Genomic DNA, 15636 nt, shown 5'->3' on the forward strand with positions numbered 1-15636 from the left:
CCTTACTTCTTATGACGAATGCGCGGGTTCACCACGCCGTACAGCAGGTCTACCAGCAGGTTGACGAGGATAATCATCGTCGCCACCAGCAGCACCCCACCCTGCACTACCGGATAGTCACGGCGTTGCAGCGCGTCAATCAGCCAGCGTCCGAGACCCGGCCAGGAGAAGATGGTTTCCGTCAGAATCGCACCTGCCAGCAGCGTACCCACCTGCAGGCCGATAACGGTCACCACCGGCAGCATCGCGTTACGCAGGGCGTGAACGATGATCACGCGCATACGGGTTAAACCCTTGGCGCGCGCGGTACGGATATAGTCTTCGCCCAGCACTTCCAGCATGGAGGAACGGGTCATACGCACGATCACCGCCAGCGGAATAGTCCCGAGCACAATGGCCGGCAGAACCATGTGCACCAGCGCATCAATGAAGTTGCCCGGGTCGCCCCAGATGGCGGTATCAATCAGCATAAAGCCGGTCAGCGGATTAGAGTCGTCAAGGAACACCATATCGCTGACGCGTCCAGAGACCGGGGTCAGGTTCCAGTGCACCGACACCAGCATGATAAGCATCATGCCCCACCAGAAAATCGGCATGGAATAACCGGTCAGCGCCAGGCCAACGGCGGTGTGATCGAAGATGGAACCGCGCTTAACCGCGGCCAGCACGCCCACCGGGATACCCACGGCAATGGCGAAAATCATGGCGCAGATACCGAGCTCCAGCGTCGCTTTAAAGCGCGGCACGAACTCGTCCCACACCGGGAGTCGGCTTTTCAATGAAATGCCTAAGTCACCGTGCAGTACGCCCCAGATATAGTGGAGGTACTGTTGCCACATTGGCTTATCCAGGCCGAGTTCGGCCAGAAGCTGGGCATGGCGCTCAGGGGAAATACCACGCTCGCCCGCCATAATCATCACCGGATCGCCGGGGATCATATGCACGAAGGCAAACGTGAGGAGGGTGATACCGATAAACGTCGGGATCACCAGACCCAATCGTTTGAGGATGAACTGCAACATAACCCTGATTCTCTCTAATGACGGCCCGCCTGGTCACAGGTCGTCTGTATTGCTCACAAATCTGCCGCCTTTCTTAAACGCGAGAGGCGCAGATACGGCACAGCTTCCCACCCCAAGGGGGGCAGGAAGCGATGCGCTGCCGGTTAGGGCATCGTCTTTATTATTCGATAGATACGTTGTCGAAGTGGTGCTTACCTAATGGGTCAACCACATAGCCTTTGACTTCTTTACGCACCGGCTCGTATACGGTGGAGTGAGCGATGATCAGCGCTGGAGCCTGATCGTGCATCACCACCTGAGCCTGTTTGTACAGCTCAACGCGTTTGTTGTGGTCATCGGTAGCACGTGCCGGTTGAATCAGATCTTCAAACGGCTTGTAGCACCAGCGAGAGTAGTTAGAACCGTCTTTCGCCGCCGCGCAGCTGAACAGCGTCGCGAAGAAGTTATCCGGATCCCCGTTGTCGCCGGTCCAGCCCATCATGACAGCCTGGTGTTCACCGGCTTTCGCACGCTTGAGGTACTCACCCCATTCGTAGGTCACGATTTTGGCCTGTACGCCGATCTTCGCCCAGTCAGCCTGAATCATCTCGGCCATACGGCGAGCGTTCGGGTTGTACGGACGCTGTACCGGCATCGCCCACAGCTCAACGGTGAAGCCTTTATCCTGGCCCGCTTCTTTCAGCAGCGCCTTGGCTTTTTCCGGATCGTAGCTGTAGTCTTTGACGTCGTCGTTATAGCCCCACATGGTTGGCGGGATCAGGTTCTTAGCCGCAACGCCTGCACCCTGATAAACGGCTTTGATGATCGCTTCTTTGTTGACCGCGTAGGTCAGCGCCTGGCGCACTTTCACGTCATCAAACGGTTTTTTCTCGGTGTTGAAGGAGAGGTAACCCACGTTCAGGCCAGCCTGTTCCATCAGGTTGATGCTCTTGTCTTCTTTCATGCGTGCGATGTCAGCCGGGTTCGGGTACGGCATAACCTGGCACTCATTCTTCTGCAGCTTGGCGTAACGCACGGAAGCGTCAGGCGTGATGGAGAAGACCAGGCGATCGATCTGCGGCTTGGTGCCCCAGTAGCCCGGGAAGGCTTTGTACAGAATACGGGAGTCTTTCTGGTACTGAACCAGCTGGAAAGGACCAGTACCGATTGGGTTCAGGTCAACTTTCTCCGGCGTGCCGGCTTTCAGCATGTTGTCAGCATATTCTTTTGACAGAATAGACGCGAAGTCCATCGCCAGGTCGGCCAGGAACGGCGCTTCCGGGCGAGTCAGCACGAACTGAACGGTATGATCGTCGACTTTTTTCACTTCGCTAATCAGGTCCTGCAGGCCCATCCCTTCAAAGTATTCATAGCTGCCGCCAGAGACTTTGTGGTACGGGTTCTGCGCGTTTTTCTGACGGTCGAAGGAGAAGACGATATCGTCGGCGTTCACGTCACGCGTTGGTTTAAAATCTTTATTGTCCTGCCACTTCACGCCCTGACGCAGGTGGAAGGTGTAGGTTTTGCCGTCCGGGCTGATGTCCCATTTCTCAGCCAGACCCGGAATGACTTCCGTGGTGCCGGTTTTGAATTCAACCAGACGGTTATAGATTGGTACGGAGCTGGCATCATAGGTGGTACCAGACGTAAAGAGCTGTGGGTTAAAGCCTTCCGGCGAGCCTTCTGAACAATAAACCAGGGTTTTTGCCTGTACGCTGGCTGCAACGGTCATGGCGACCAGGCTGAGACCCAGCTTCAGCATCCCTGACTTCTTCAAGGAAATACTCATTTTCTGCTCCAATGTGATATGTGTTGTTTTTACCCTTTGCATTGGGTTACACCGCCTGACCTTATTTATTTTTTACCCGGCTTGGTCGGTGCATATAGAGGCGAGGGATTCCTTTCACTGGAACATCTGAGTTGCAGTGCGGATTCTCCATGAAATGCCCCTCATGCCCTACAATCTGTCAATAGAATGTGAAAACGTCAATACAGTTAACCGGGATTTGTATTGAAGGTGAGAATGGATGGGCAAAGATTAAAAAAACCCCGAAGCACTATTTTCAGCAGAGAAATTTATGCTATGGGCAAGAAGGCAGAGTAATCCACTTAATATTTTGCAACATTCAGCGATTAACATTTAGCCGTTATGTGAAAAATTTATTTCGATATGATGATAATCTGAGCGATTAATGCCGCGAACGTTAAAACGCACAGGGGAAAATGCTGAGCTTAGTCATAAGCAGCGAAAAAAAAGATTCGTCTATGCATACGAAAATACAATGGAATATGTCACAAAATTGTGAACAAGTAGCATGTAGCCCGGTCAAGCGAAGCGCCGCCGGGATCTCCCCGGAATCAGCATAAACGTCTCGTCCAGGATACCAGGGCTATAAACGCAAAAAGCCTGCTCGTTGAGCAGGCTTTCCAAACTGGTCGGTGATAGAGGATTCGAACCTCCGACCCCTTCGTCCCGAACGAAGTGCGCTACCAGACTGCGCCAATCACCGTACGCAGCAGATCTTACTGCTGCGTTTTTTGGTCGTCAATCCCTTATTAAAACCATGCCTTTTGTTCGATGAAGAACGCATCACTGCGCCACTTTCTGGGTTTCCGGCACGTGGCACCAGTTGTTGAACGCATTGATACCGCCGTCTGGTGAGGTGTAACCCAGGCAGCCCATGATCGTATCGTACAGCTCCACGTGGCGCTTCGGCTGCTTCATCGCCGCCTGCTGTTGCAGGTAAGCGAACGACTTCGCGTGATCCGGATTTTGCAGATATTTATCCGACATCCAGACCATCATCGGCACGCGGAACTGCTCCGGTGGCGCCATCTTACGCGGCGTGCCGTGCAGGCGTTCGTGCTCGTTAATCGACTCACCGTGATCCGCGGCAAAGAAGACAATCGCTTTCTTGTCGCGCAGCTGATCAAAGACGTTCACCAGGAAGTGATCGACATAGGTAATGGAGTTATCGTAGGAGTTGATAAGCTCCGCCTTACTGCACTTGTCGTCCACGTTCACACACTCCGGTTTCCACTGCGCAAAGTTGCGCGGGTAACGCTGGGTGTAGTTAAAGTGCGAGCCTTTGGTGTGGATAATAATGAGGTGTTTGCCCTTCTCGCTCTGACGGGCGATCACGTTTTGCAATTCGTCGGCCAGCAGCATATCGTCCACGCTCTTGCCACGGTTACGCGGCTCCGCGCCAATCTGCTCGCGATAGGCAATATTGTTCGCCATCGTGTTGCTGTAGAACCACAGCTCGCTCTGCATCGCCAGCAGGTCGCCGGTGAAGCCCAATTGATGCAGCACCGCAAAGACGTTCTGCTCTTTCAGCGTGCGCTGCGGGTTATCGCTCGCCCCGCCCTGGCGGACAAACATACAGCGCAGCGAAAGCTTGGTGGCGGTATCACAGGAGTAGCCGCGGAACGCGACCAGGTTTTTCTCTTTTGCCAGACCCGGCGTGGTATTGCGCTCGTAGCCAAACAGGCCCATATGATCCCAGCGGGTGGTTTCGCCGATGATAAACACCATGTAGGTGTCATCAATATCCTTTGGCGCGATATAGGTGAATTTCTTCGCCGGGTCGAACAGTTCACGGGTATCCGTCGACTCATCAACCTGCGTCCAGCCATAAAGCCCCAGCGCCGCCACCCAGTTGCTCGGCAGGTAAGAGTTTGCCAGCACGCCGCCATAGCTCGGCAGATCCACCTGCGACAGCCGCTCGGTCTCCTTCAGATGGACCTCCATCAGACGAATCGGCCCCCAAACCAGCAGCGCCGACAGCAGCACAATCGCAATACCGCGAAGGCGCTGCCCCGACGTGCGCAGTTGATAAAGCAGCGTATCGCGCGCCTGGTTAATCCAGATGCAGGCCAGCGGCAGGATACTGGTCAGCACCAGCCAGCTGATAAAGTGCCAGCCTACGACCTCCTTCGACAGATCAACATCAGTGGTCATGACCGAAGCCACAATGCCATAGCCAATCACGACGTTCAGGTTGGTCATGTAATAGCTGGCGCCAGCAGAAATCAGCACCACCAGCGTTGCTAGCACCTTCCACAACCGACGGCCCCCAATAGAAAGCACGCGGAATAAGAAGAAGGTCACCAGCAGCGTACCAACAAGCTCAATAACGATGAACAGACCTTTCTCGAAACTGAAGTCCTGCAAATACCCCTCAAACCGACGGGACAATACGGAGAAGTTCATAAACCAGCCGATGTAGACCGCCAGCAGAAGACTCAACGTCTGCTGGGACATCGCTTTTATATATCGCATTCAACAAAACCCTGGAAAAAGGGAAAAAGAAAAACTGGTGCCAAATCACATTATTAGCGAACCAATTAATATATGTGTTATGCCATTACAGGCATCACATGCAAGCGCGATAAGTAGACAACAAGAAAGGAGAAAAGTATTCGGAGAGAGTGTGATCTGACCAAACATTTACAATATTTGGTCAGAATCAACTTAAGAGGAAAGGTAATAATTAAGCGTGAGCTTCCTGCAGAACTTCTGTTTTTGGCTGACGAATTGTTGTAGACAGTGCCAGAGAGAGAATCAGCAGTGCGAAGATGACGCAGAAGGTGATGTAGAACCCGCCGAACATCGACGCAATCAGGGAACCACAGATGCTGCCGATACCGAAGCCCAGATAAATCACACCGTAGTTTTTCGCCAGGTTGTTCAGGCCAAAGAATTCGCTGACCAGCGATGGGAAGACGGTGATGGTGCCACCGAAGTTAAAGGCCACACAGGCAATCGCCGCAAAGAAGGTCACTTCATTCAGCGGAGCGAACAGCAGCGCCGCCATACCCACCAACGAGATAACCTGGCCGATGGTAATAACACGGATACGCGCAATTTTATCAGACAGAATACCCAGAACCAGACGGCCGCCCAGGTTAGCAATGGAGATAACGGTCACGGCGTTCGCTGCAGTTGCCAGATCCAGGTGTACCATACCCTGCGCGATGTCTTTCGCTACGCCGATAACATACAGGCCGCTCATGCAGGCAGTCAGGAACATCACGGCCAGCATCCAGTACTGCGGTTTACGCATGGATTCTGCCAGGGTGAAATCGTTCGCGACAACGCCGTTGGTGGTGGTGACTTTCTGGTTTGGTGCATCGGTCATCAGCATGGAACCAAAGACAATCATCACCAGTACGATAGCGCCCCAGATCATGAAGGTTTTTTCCAGACCTACCGTTGCCAGCAGTTGGCTATCGATGAATTTAAAACCAAGGCTACCTAAACCATAAGAACCGATCGCAAAGGCGGAGATCAGGCCTTTACGCTCCGGGAACCATTTCACGCAGTTGGAGAGCGTCAGCAAATAACCCGCGCCGTCCGCCAGACCCACAATAACCCCCGCGCTCAGCCACAGCATCATCAGATTGTTCGCATGAGCAGTCATGAAGAAACCGATACCCAGCAGAATACCGGAAGCCATCGTGACGCGTTTTACACCGAAGCGTTCCTGTAATTTACCGGCGACGGAAGAAGAGAGCGCCAGACCTAAACTTAATAAACCGAAGGAGAACGCCACCTGGCTAACGGATGCATCCAGCTTAGTGGACAACGCGCTGTTAAACAGGCTCCAGGTATAAACGGAACCTAATGCGAATTGGGTAATGATGGTGCCGAACAATGTCAGCCAGCGGGTATGATTTTTGGTTGCAGCGTTCATGATGATGATGCCTTCTTAAATTAACTGCTGCCAACGATAACGAAGTTAGCATTTTTGCGGGTTTTAAAAGGCATGAAGTGCATTCAGAACGGAATGAAATGCATCAGCGGCGGAATGAATGGCATTGCCAAAAATCACCTGCCGCTGAATTTTTCAAAGAAACATCGTAGATCAGAAGCGCGCGCTCACGCCCATCATGTAGGAGTAGTTGGTGCCAGCAGACATATTATCGGCCTGCGAGAGTGCGGCATAGGCGGCCAGATGTGAATTTAATAACATATCAGCCCCCAGAGTCACATCGACCCAGTTGCCATCCTGCGTTGAGGTTGGCGTACGGTTAAGCCCGGACTGCGCTTTCCATTGGTTTTCACCAAACTGTTGGTTGTAGCTCACCTGGGCCCAAGGACGGATCCCTAGCCACGGATGGGTATCCACACGCCAGCCCAGCGTACTGACGCTGGCGTGCCACAGCGCATCGGACTGCGAAACGCTGTTCACCGTATCGCCGAACTCATTCCACATGAAGCCCGGCGAGCCGTCATAGTGCCAGGCGGCAACGGGGCCCATCGTCATATTTTCCGTGAGCGGAATATTCAAGCCGATGCTCATGGTTTTAGTCGCATCCAGCGGGGTGTTATCCGGCAGATTCATATTGACCCCGGCCCCCGCCTGCAGCGCCTCAATGCGTTCAGCAAGGATATCGTCATAGCGCGGTTGGTGATCGCTATCCCATGTATAGCGCTCGGCAGTATTACTTTGCCCATCAGACACGATATATTCCTGTTGCCAGGCATTTGCATGTGGCGAAAGTAACATCCACACAAAGCCCGATGCCGGAACAGCACATCGCCAAAGGCCATTGCATTTCTTATTATTCATTAATTGACTCCACTAAAGAGCCAGATTCGGCAATTATTGTTATGTTTTTAGAGGGGAACTCCCCTGTACTAACTATTGCTATTTTCTTATCAGCGTCAAGAGAAGTGCAGGGTTTTATTATCAGTCGTGATCCATCAACAAAAACAGGGAGAATCAAATGCAACGCTGTGGTTGGGTAAGTCAGGATCCGCTGTACATCGCGTATCACGACACTGAATGGGGCGTGCCCCAAAGGGATAACCAGGAGCTGTTTGAGATGATTTGTCTGGAAGGACAACAGGCCGGACTTTCCTGGATTACCGTACTGAAAAAACGCGAAAACTATCGCCATGCGTTTCACCATTTCGATCCGGTCAAGGTTGCCGCGATGACCGAAGCTGACGTGGAGCGACTGGTGCTGGATGCCGGTATCATTCGCCATCGGGGAAAAATTCAGGCCATTATCGGCAACGCTCGCGCCTTCCTGGCGATGGAAGCCAACGGCGAATCGTTTAATGATTTTGTCTGGTCGTTTGTTGATAACACCCCAATCGTCACCCAGGCCGCCGAACTGAGCGGCATTGCTACCTCAACGCCCGCCTCTGATGCGCTATCTAAGGCACTGAAAAAACGTGGCTTTAAGTTTGTTGGCACCACGATTTGTTATTCCTTCATGCAAGCCTGTGGGCTGGTCAACGACCATGTCACCCACTGCTTCTGCCATCCTGGAGCTCAGCATGATAAGAAAATGGAACACTAGCCAGTTTGAACCGCTGTTGGGGCTGTGGCTGGAAAGCACCACCTACGCACACCCGTTTATCGCCCCCCAGTACTGGCAGGAGAGCCTGCCCATCGTGCGCGATACCTATCTCCCGGCGGCAGAAACTTGGGTCTTTGAGGAGGAGCAGCGGCTACAGGGGTTTGTCAGCGTGATTGAAGCAAGGTTCGTCGGCGCGCTGTTTGTCGCGCCGAACCGGCTCCACCACGGCATTGGTAGCGCGCTGCTGAGCGTCGTGAAGCAGCGCTTCTCCGAGCTCAGCCTGGAGGTGTATCAGAAAAACAGCCGGGCGGTGAATTTCTACCACGCGCAGGGTTTCCGTATTCAGGACAGCGCGTGGCAGGATGAAACCCGGCATCCGACCTGGATTATGCATTGGCAGGCGGATCAAACGCCGTTAGCGTAAGCGCTGGCCCCGCATATTTTTCAATCCAGGCCAGCGCCGTATTCCCCGCGCACCCGTTCCCCAGCCGCGAGCTGGGGATATCTTTGGTGAGAACATTCACCGCACCGTTTTTACAAATACCGTCCGCCTGAAGGTCTAAATCCGGCCATGCCCCTTCATGCAGGCAGATAACGCCGGGCTTGATGTCCTCACTCACCACCGCCCCCGCCAGCACCTGACCGCGATGGTTCCAGACACGTACCAGATCGCCATCGTTAATCTGCCGGGCCTGCGCATCCTGCGGGTGCAGCGTTAGCGGCTCACGCCCAGCAACCGCATAGCGTTCACGCAGCGCAGTATGGTTAAGCTGGCTGTGCAGGCGATGCGCCGGATGGGCGGACAACAGCTGAAGCTGGCCCGGTTGCGCATTGCCGTGCCACTCGTCTGGCTCCAGCCACATCGGGTGCGGCGGACAGTCGGGATACTGGAAGCTGGCAATACGCTCGGAGTAGATCTCAATTTTACCGCTTGGCGTTTTCAGCGGATTCGCCTGCGGATCGGCACGAAATGCGCCAAAGCGCACGAAGGCGGCGTTCTGCTCGCTCTCCGGCATCTCAATCAATTCGTTGGCCTGCCAGAATTCAGCAAACGGCGGCAGCGTCACCTGCTGGCTGGCTCCGCGTTGCCCGGCAATGTGATAGAAGGTTTCCAGCCACTGCAGATCGCTTTTCCCTTCGGTAAATCGCGCGTGCCCACCGGTTTCCCAACGCTCGCTGAGGTCGGCAAACACCTCAAAATCATCGCGCGCTTCATCACGCGGCATCACCACGCGCTTCATCGGCACCAGGTGCTGATTACTGTAATCGCCGGTCATGGTGAGGTCGTTGCGTTCAAACGAGGTGGTGGCGGGCAGCACGATATCGGCATGGCGCGCCGCTGCCGTCCAGTTGCATTCAGAAATGACGACCAGTTCTGGCTTTTGCCAGGCGCGAATCAGCCGGTTGGTGTCCTGATGATGGGTAAAGTTGGCACCGCCGGCCCACCAGACGAAGCGGATATCCGGGAAGTGGCGATCCAATCCGTTATGCTGGTACGGCGCACCGGGGTTTTCCAGCGCCTCGACGATACGCGCTACCGGAATTTTATCAACGGCATCAACGCCATCTTTTACCGTGCCCTGCATGGATGCCAGCACCGCTGCGCGACGCGTCGGGTTACCACCGTTCGCAAAGTGGTAAGAGAGGCCAAAGCCGCCGCCCGGCGTACCGATCTGCCCCAGCATGGCGGCGAGCGTCACCAGCATCCAGTGCTTTTGCTCACCAAACTGCTGGCGCTGCATCCCCCAGCCAGACATCAACATGGTGGTATTTTTATGGAAGATTTCCGCCAGTTCACGAATTTTATCTGCGCTCACACCACAAATCGCAGCCGCCCATTCAGCAGACTTCGGTTCATCGTCGCTTTTACCCAGCAGGTAATCGGCAAACGTCGGGAAACCGGTGGTGCAGCGCGATAAAAAGTCGGTATCGTGCCAATTATTGACGACAAGCGTATGGGCGATGCCCAGCATCAGCGCCACGTCCGTGCCCATGTGTGGCGCAATCCACTCCATTGACTCGCCGAAGAAGGCAACGGTTTCCGATCGCATCGGATCGATACAGATCAGGCGTTTACCGCTTTTACGCAGTTGTTCAAAATAGGGCAGACCCTGCTCGTCAGAAGCGTTCCAGGCAATTTTCAGCGTATTCATTGGGTTGGCGCTCCACAGCACCACCACGTCGGTGTGTTCCAGCACCATCGGCCAGCTGGTCTGCTGCTGATAGACCTCGTTGCCGCCCACCACGTGCGGCATGATCGCCTGTGCCGCGCCGGTGGAATAATCCCCCAGATGCCCCGTATAACCGCCCGCCAGGCTCATATAGCGCTGAAGTAGCGTCGCCGCTTTGTGCAATACGCCGTTTGAACGCCAGCCGTACGACCCCGCAAAAATGGACGACGGCCCGTAGCTTTCACGAATACGGCGGTGCTGCTGGTCAATCAGCGTCAACGCCTCGTCCCAACTCACCCGCACAAACTCATCCTGACCGCGAACGCCTTGAGGACGGCTCGGCGATGCCAGAAAGCCCTTACGCACCATCGGGTAGCGTACACGCGTTTTACTGTGCACCTGATCGCGGACCACGCTTTGCAGAGAATTGGTGAACGACGTTTTCAGCGCACCGCGTGAAGAGAGCACGCGCTCTCCGTCGGTCTCAACCCACATGGGGCCCCAGTGGGCGGCAGTCAGGATAGTTTTCGTGGTCGGTGAATGTGGCAAAGCGAGCTCCCGGATAGCTGATGCAGGTGGTTCGGCGACGTTGTGTTCATCGCTCAATGTTTTTTACAAAAAGACAAAATATTCCGGGAATTTTCCCCGGTTTTGCACGTCATAATCAACCGCCACACCTGCCGTGGCAAAGAATAAAAAGGATTAAGGAAATAAGATGAAAAAACGCATGCTCATGATTGCAGCCCTGGTTAGCGGCGCACTGGCCGTTTCCGGCTGTACCACCAACCCGTATACCGGCGAACAGGAAGCCAGCAAAACCGGCATTGGCGCAGGCCTCGGGACACTCGTGGGCGCGGGTATCGGCGCACTGGCCTCGTCTAAGCACGATCGCGGCAAAGGCGCGCTGATTGGCGCGGCGGCCGGTGCAGCCGTTGGCGGTGGCGTGGGCTATTACATGGATGCACAGGAAGCCAAACTGCGTCAGAAAATGCAGGGGACCGGCGTGAGCGTCTCGCGTAACGGCAATAATATCGTGCTGAACATGCCAAACAACGTCACCTTCGACAGCTCCTCTTCCACCCTCAAACCCGCAGGGGCTAACACTTTGACCGGTGTAGCAATGGTGCTGAAAGAGTATGAGAAAACCGCGGTGAACGTGGTCGGCTATACCGACAGCACCGGCAGCCAGCAGTTGAACATGACGCTGTCGCAACAGCGCGCTGACTCCGTTGCCAGCTCGCTTATCACCCAGGGCGTGGCCGCTGCTCGTATCCGGACTTCCGGTATGGGCCCGGCGAATCCTATCGCCAGTAACAGCACCGCGGAAGGCAAAGCGCAGAACCGTCGCGTAGAAATCACCTTAAGCCCGCAGTAACGCCCTGACCGGACAGGACGCTTTCCCTGTCCGGTTTCTTCCCACCCCATTTTCAGGACTGGTACTTTTCGCCCCGCTGTGGGATTGTTAAGCCTGCTAACGATCAACACTTCCCTCTTCAACCCATGGAGATACCCATGAAGCCGTCCGTTATTCTCTACAAAGCCCTGCCTGATGATTTGTTACAACGCCTGAACGATCATTTCACCGTCACCCGCGTACCCAACCTGCACCCAGAGACTGTGCAACAGCACGCCGAGGCGTTCGCCAATGCCGAAGGGCTGTTGGGCTCGAGTGAAACCGTTGATACTGCTTTGTTAGAGAAGATGCCGAAGCTGCGCGCCACCTCCACCATCTCCGTGGGCTATGACAATTTCGATGTCGAGGCGCTAAACGCTCGTCGCGTTCTGCTGATGCACACGCCGACGGTGCTCACCGAAACCGTGGCCGATACGCTGATGACGCTGGTATTAAGCTCCGCCCGTCGCGTGGTGGAAGTGGCCGAGCGTGTCAAAGCAGGCGAGTGGAAGCAGGGGATTGGCCCAGACTGGTTCGGCATCGACGTACACCACAAGACGTTGGGGATTGTCGGGATGGGGCGTATTGGTATGGCCCTCGCCCAGCGCGCGCATTTCGGCTTCAACATGCCGATTCTCTACAACGCACGACGCCACCACCCGCAGGCGGAAGAGCGCTTTAATGCCCGCTACTGTGATTTAAATACGCTGCTGGAAGAAGCCGATTTCGTCTGCCTGATCCTGCCGCTAAGCGAAGAAACGCACCACCTGTTCGGCGCCGAGCAGTTTGCCCGAATGAAATCCTCCGCCATCTTTATCAACGCCGGCCGTGGCCCGGTTGTGGATGAGCAGGCGCTGATTGCCGCGCTGAAAAACGGTGAGATCCACGCCGCTGGGCTGGACGTATTTGAGCAAGAGCCGCTGCCGGTAGACTCCCCACTGCTGAAGTTGCCTAACGTGGTGGCGCTGCCGCATATCGGTTCCGCGACGCATGAAACCCGCTACAACATGGCGGCCTGTGCGGTAGATAACCTGATTGATGCGCTGCAGGGGAACGTGGAGAAGAACTGCGTGAACCCGCAGGTTGCGGGGTAAAACGATGCTGCCCGGCATCGCGCCGGGCAGCCATAATGCTTATCTGGTAGCGTTAACTGCCGCGGTCCACGCCTGGCTAAACGCCTGGTGCTGTGCCGCCAGCGGGCCAATCAACGAATTGTACTGACTTGCCTGCTGCGAAGTTGGGAACTGAATACCGTTCGCCACGAAGCTCACCTGAGTACCCTGCTGCGCAATAAAATCACCCACCTGCACCAGTTGCTGAGTGAACACCTGCGCGGCCGGGATCAGCGGCTGCAGCGCATCGGACGGGCCGGTCACGACTTTGCTGTATACCTGATCAAACACCGGCTTCAGGTCATCGGCCTGTTTCAGCGCAGCATGCGCGGCATCAGCCTGCATTTTCGCATTCTGCAGCTGCTGGCTCAGCACGCCCAGTGAACCATTAGCCTGACGCAGCGGCTCGCGCTGGGTCATGTAATCCTGCGGCACGCGAATCGCGTTAACGCTATCAACAACCGGACGCAAACCTGCATCCATCGCCTGGCTTACCTGCTGTGAGTAGCCATAAATAACGGCGTAGTCGGAAACAAAAGGACCGAACTGTTTTTTCTGGTCAGCGGTCAGCGTCGGCAGGCGTTCACCGCCGCGCATAACGGTATTCTGCAGGAAATCGACGAATGCTTTACGCTGATCGCCTTCCTTATCAAAACACCCACTCAGGCTAACCACCATTAATAACGCCGCAACAGGCGCAAACCAGCGAGAGCAGGACTTTCCTGTCGCCATTTTCATACTCCTTCAGCCAAAAAAAGCGCAAACCGGCACACGCGTGCCTAACGGTGACAAGGATAGTCCAGAGCCGCGCCGCAAGATACCTTTTTCATACGTTCTCCGGCGGTTACCGAAAAATGTTAACGAGCTGTTGCATCCATCACATTTATCGTCGTGAAAACCCGGTACAAAAAAAGGATTAACACTATGATATAGCACCATTTTTCATCTACTAACAAGCCAATTCATCACGGATAGCGCGATAATCGCACACTTCCTGACCACGGCAGATTGTTGTCCTGCGGCATAAGTGATTTTATTTAACGAACGATTAACGACAAAACGTTCGATAATCGCCCAAACACCTCAATACCGACGAAGAAGATAAGCGTTGAAAAAACCACTTCTTTGCACCGATTAGCAGGAATTACCGCATGACAACACAGACAACAACGGATATTCAGGCTTTTATCAACCGCCACCCCTTCTCAAAGTACCAGTGGATGATTTTGGTGCTGTGCTTTGTGACCGTCGCGCTGGACGGCTTCGATACCGCCATTATCGGCTTTATTGCGTCCGACCTGGTTCAGGAATGGGGCGTGCAGAAATCTGACCTCGGCCCGGTGATGAGCGCCGCGCTGGTGGGACTTGCCGTCGGCGCGCTGACCGCAGGGCCGATGGCCGACCGCATTGGCCGCAAAAAGGTGCTGGTGCTGTCGATTCTGGTCTTTGGCGGCTTCAGCCTGATTACCGCCTTCGCGACCTCGCTGACGCAGCTGACGGTTTTGCGCTTCTTAACCGGCTTAGGGCTTGGTGCCGCCATGCCTAACGCCGCAACGTTAATGAGCGAATACGCGCCGGAGCGCCGCCGCGCGCTGATGGTTAACCTGATGTTCGTCGGCTTCCCGATTGGTTCATCAATGGGCGGCTTCATCTCCGCATGGATGATCCCGCATTACGGCTGGCAGAGCGTACTGGTGCTGGGCGGCGTGATGCCGCTGGCGCTGGCGGTCGCGTTAATTTTCCTGCTGCCGGAGTCGGCCCGTTATCTGGCGGTCAAAAACCGCTCTCAGCAGCAGATTAGCAATATTTTGCGCCGCATTGCCGCGCTGCCCGAGAACACGCGCTTTGTCCTGCAGGAGGCGGGCCAGGTCAAAGAGCAGTCGGCGCTGGGAGTCATTTTCTCGCCGCGCTACCTGGTGGGTACCATCATGCTGTGCCTGACCTACTTTATGGGCCTGCTGATCTTCTATCTGCTGACCAGCTGGTTACCGCTGCTGATCCGTGAGACCGGCGCGACGCTGAGCCAGGCTTCCGTCATCACCGCCTTGTTCCCGCTCGGTGGAGGCATTGGCGTGCTGGTGCTGGGCGCGCTGATGGACAAAATCAACCCGAACAAAGTGGTGGCGGTAGGCTACCTGCTAACTGGCATCTTTGTCTGCCTGGTGGGCTTCTCAACCAGCAACCTGGTGCTGATGGGCGTGATGGTGTTTATCGCGGGGACGATTATGAACGGCGCACAGTCCTCGATGCCAGCGCTGGCGGCCGGCTTTTATCCAACCCAGGGGCGTGCAACTGGCGTGGCCTGGATGCTGGGCCTGGGGCGCTTCGGCGGGATCCTCGGTGCCTTCAGCGGCGCTTTCCTGATGCAGGCCGAGCTGTCGTTTAAGACCATTTTTGCCCTGCTGGCGATCCCCGCAGTGCTGTCGGCCATCGCGCTAATGGTGAAGTACGCGGCCGGTAAAAATCAGCAGAATCAAAGCGACAACGCTGCCTGAATCGGCGCAAAAGGTCTGATATTTGACCCCGGCAGTGCGCTGCCGGGGTCAAATAACGTTTTTTTACAAACCGCTCACAAGTATCAACAATCATTACTTATCAATCAATTACGAATCAATACCAATGCTAAAACCCCAGGGGCTTTGTAA

13 protein-coding genes and 1 tRNA gene are annotated in these 15636 nt (G+C 55.0%); 6 read left to right on the forward strand and 8 right to left on the reverse strand.

Annotated features, from left to right (window positions below):
* Positions 1–2: 2 nt before the first annotated feature.
* The 6 genes from dppB to FHC49_RS19785 form a co-directional block, all read right to left on the reverse strand.
* Positions 3–1022, reverse strand: a complete 1020-nt coding sequence (gene dppB / locus FHC49_RS19760; protein WP_220440669.1) for a dipeptide ABC transporter permease DppB — start codon at positions 1020–1022, stop codon at positions 3–5.
* Between the two features lie 160 nt (positions 1023–1182).
* Positions 1183–2790: a dipeptide ABC transporter periplasmic-binding protein DppA gene (dppA, locus tag FHC49_RS19765; RefSeq protein WP_185667425.1), complete on the reverse strand. Its 1608-nt coding sequence runs from the start codon at positions 2788–2790 to the stop codon at positions 1183–1185.
* A 644-nt stretch (positions 2791–3434) separates the two neighbouring features.
* A tRNA-Pro gene (locus FHC49_RS19770) sits at positions 3435–3511 on the reverse strand.
* A gap of 80 nt (positions 3512–3591) precedes the next feature.
* Positions 3592–5283, reverse strand: coding sequence for a kdo(2)-lipid A phosphoethanolamine 7''-transferase (gene eptB, locus FHC49_RS19775; protein ID WP_220440670.1), 1692 nt, complete (start codon positions 5281–5283; stop codon positions 3592–3594).
* A gap of 211 nt (positions 5284–5494) precedes the next feature.
* A complete protein-coding gene (locus FHC49_RS19780; RefSeq protein ID WP_220440671.1) occupies positions 5495–6697 on the reverse strand; it encodes an MFS transporter in 1203 nt (400 codons plus the stop codon).
* A gap of 171 nt (positions 6698–6868) precedes the next feature.
* A complete protein-coding gene (locus tag FHC49_RS19785; RefSeq protein WP_185667428.1) occupies positions 6869–7576 on the reverse strand; it encodes an autotransporter outer membrane beta-barrel domain-containing protein in 708 nt (235 codons plus the stop codon).
* Between FHC49_RS19785 and FHC49_RS19790 the strand changes: the two genes are divergently transcribed.
* The 3 genes from FHC49_RS19790 to FHC49_RS19800 are packed head-to-tail and all read left to right on the forward strand — an operon-like array spanning position 7498 to position 8739.
* Positions 7498–7755 (forward strand): hypothetical protein, encoded by a 258-nt coding sequence (locus FHC49_RS19790; protein WP_185667541.1) that lies wholly within the window; start codon positions 7498–7500, stop codon positions 7753–7755. The genes FHC49_RS19785 and FHC49_RS19790 overlap by 79 nt on opposite strands.
* On the forward strand, positions 7734–8315 hold the full coding sequence (gene tag / locus FHC49_RS19795; protein ID WP_185667429.1) for a DNA-3-methyladenine glycosylase I: 582 nt from the start codon (positions 7734–7736) through the stop codon (positions 8313–8315). The genes FHC49_RS19790 and tag overlap by 22 nt, the downstream gene beginning before the upstream one ends.
* Entirely contained in the window at positions 8293–8739 is a 447-nt protein-coding gene (locus tag FHC49_RS19800) for an N-acetyltransferase (protein WP_220440672.1), read from the forward strand. Before tag ends, FHC49_RS19800 begins: the two co-directional genes overlap by 23 nt.
* Here FHC49_RS19800 and FHC49_RS19805 read toward each other — a convergent pair.
* Entirely contained in the window at positions 8702–11035 is a 2334-nt protein-coding gene (locus FHC49_RS19805; RefSeq protein ID WP_220440673.1) for a molybdopterin guanine dinucleotide-containing S/N-oxide reductase, read from the reverse strand. The two genes, FHC49_RS19800 and FHC49_RS19805, sit on opposite strands and share 38 nt — an antisense overlap.
* Before the next feature lie 166 nt (positions 11036–11201).
* On the opposite strand from FHC49_RS19805, the gene FHC49_RS19810 reads away from it, so the two are divergent.
* Positions 11202–11861 carry an OmpA family lipoprotein gene (locus tag FHC49_RS19810; protein ID WP_220440674.1) on the forward strand — a complete coding sequence of 220 codons (660 nt, stop codon included), beginning with the start codon at positions 11202–11204 and terminating at the stop codon, positions 11859–11861.
* A gap of 137 nt (positions 11862–11998) precedes the next feature.
* Positions 11999–12973 carry a glyoxylate/hydroxypyruvate reductase GhrB gene (ghrB, locus tag FHC49_RS19815; RefSeq protein WP_220440675.1) on the forward strand — a complete coding sequence of 325 codons (975 nt, stop codon included), beginning with the start codon at positions 11999–12001 and terminating at the stop codon, positions 12971–12973.
* 39 nt (positions 12974–13012) lie between these two features.
* Here the strand turns inward: ghrB and FHC49_RS19820 are convergent, their stop codons facing one another.
* Positions 13013–13723, reverse strand: a complete 711-nt coding sequence (locus FHC49_RS19820) for a DUF3053 domain-containing protein (RefSeq protein ID WP_220440676.1) — start codon at positions 13721–13723, stop codon at positions 13013–13015.
* 419 nt (positions 13724–14142) lie between these two features.
* Here FHC49_RS19820 and FHC49_RS19825 point away from each other — a divergent pair, with 419 nt between their 5' ends.
* Positions 14143–15486: an MFS transporter gene (locus FHC49_RS19825; protein ID WP_220440677.1), complete on the forward strand. Its 1344-nt coding sequence runs from the start codon at positions 14143–14145 to the stop codon at positions 15484–15486.
* Positions 15487–15636: the final 150 nt, after the last annotated feature.

The sequence above is a fragment of the Kluyvera sp. EC_51 genome (genome assembly GCF_019584505.1).
Taxonomy (GTDB): Bacteria; Pseudomonadota; Gammaproteobacteria; order Enterobacterales; family Enterobacteriaceae; genus Kluyvera; species Kluyvera sichuanensis.

Bases quoted from the DNA above. Each gene is read 5' to 3' on its own strand.
- dppB (WP_220440669.1), bottom strand. From the start codon at position 1,022: ATGTTGCAGTTCATCCTCAAACGATTGGGTCTGGTGATCCCGACGTTT.
- dppA (WP_185667425.1), bottom strand. From the start codon at position 2,790: ATGAGTATTTCCTTGAAGAAGTCAGGGATGCTGAAGCTGGGTCTCAGC.
- eptB (WP_220440670.1), bottom strand. From the start codon at position 5,283: ATGCGATATATAAAAGCGATGTCCCAGCAGACGTTGAGTCTTCTGCTG.
- FHC49_RS19780 (WP_220440671.1), bottom strand. From the start codon at position 6,697: ATGAACGCTGCAACCAAAAATCATACCCGCTGGCTGACATTGTTCGGC.
- FHC49_RS19785 (WP_185667428.1), bottom strand. From the start codon at position 7,576: ATGAATAATAAGAAATGCAATGGCCTTTGGCGATGTGCTGTTCCGGCA.
- tag (WP_185667429.1), top strand. From the start codon at position 7,734: ATGCAACGCTGTGGTTGGGTAAGTCAGGATCCGCTGTACATCGCGTAT.
- FHC49_RS19800 (WP_220440672.1), top strand. From the start codon at position 8,293: ATGATAAGAAAATGGAACACTAGCCAGTTTGAACCGCTGTTGGGGCTG.
- FHC49_RS19810 (WP_220440674.1), top strand. From the start codon at position 11,202: ATGAAAAAACGCATGCTCATGATTGCAGCCCTGGTTAGCGGCGCACTG.
- ghrB (WP_220440675.1), top strand. From the start codon at position 11,999: ATGAAGCCGTCCGTTATTCTCTACAAAGCCCTGCCTGATGATTTGTTA.
- FHC49_RS19820 (WP_220440676.1), bottom strand. From the start codon at position 13,723: ATGGCGACAGGAAAGTCCTGCTCTCGCTGGTTTGCGCCTGTTGCGGCG.
- FHC49_RS19825 (WP_220440677.1), top strand. From the start codon at position 14,143: ATGACAACACAGACAACAACGGATATTCAGGCTTTTATCAACCGCCAC.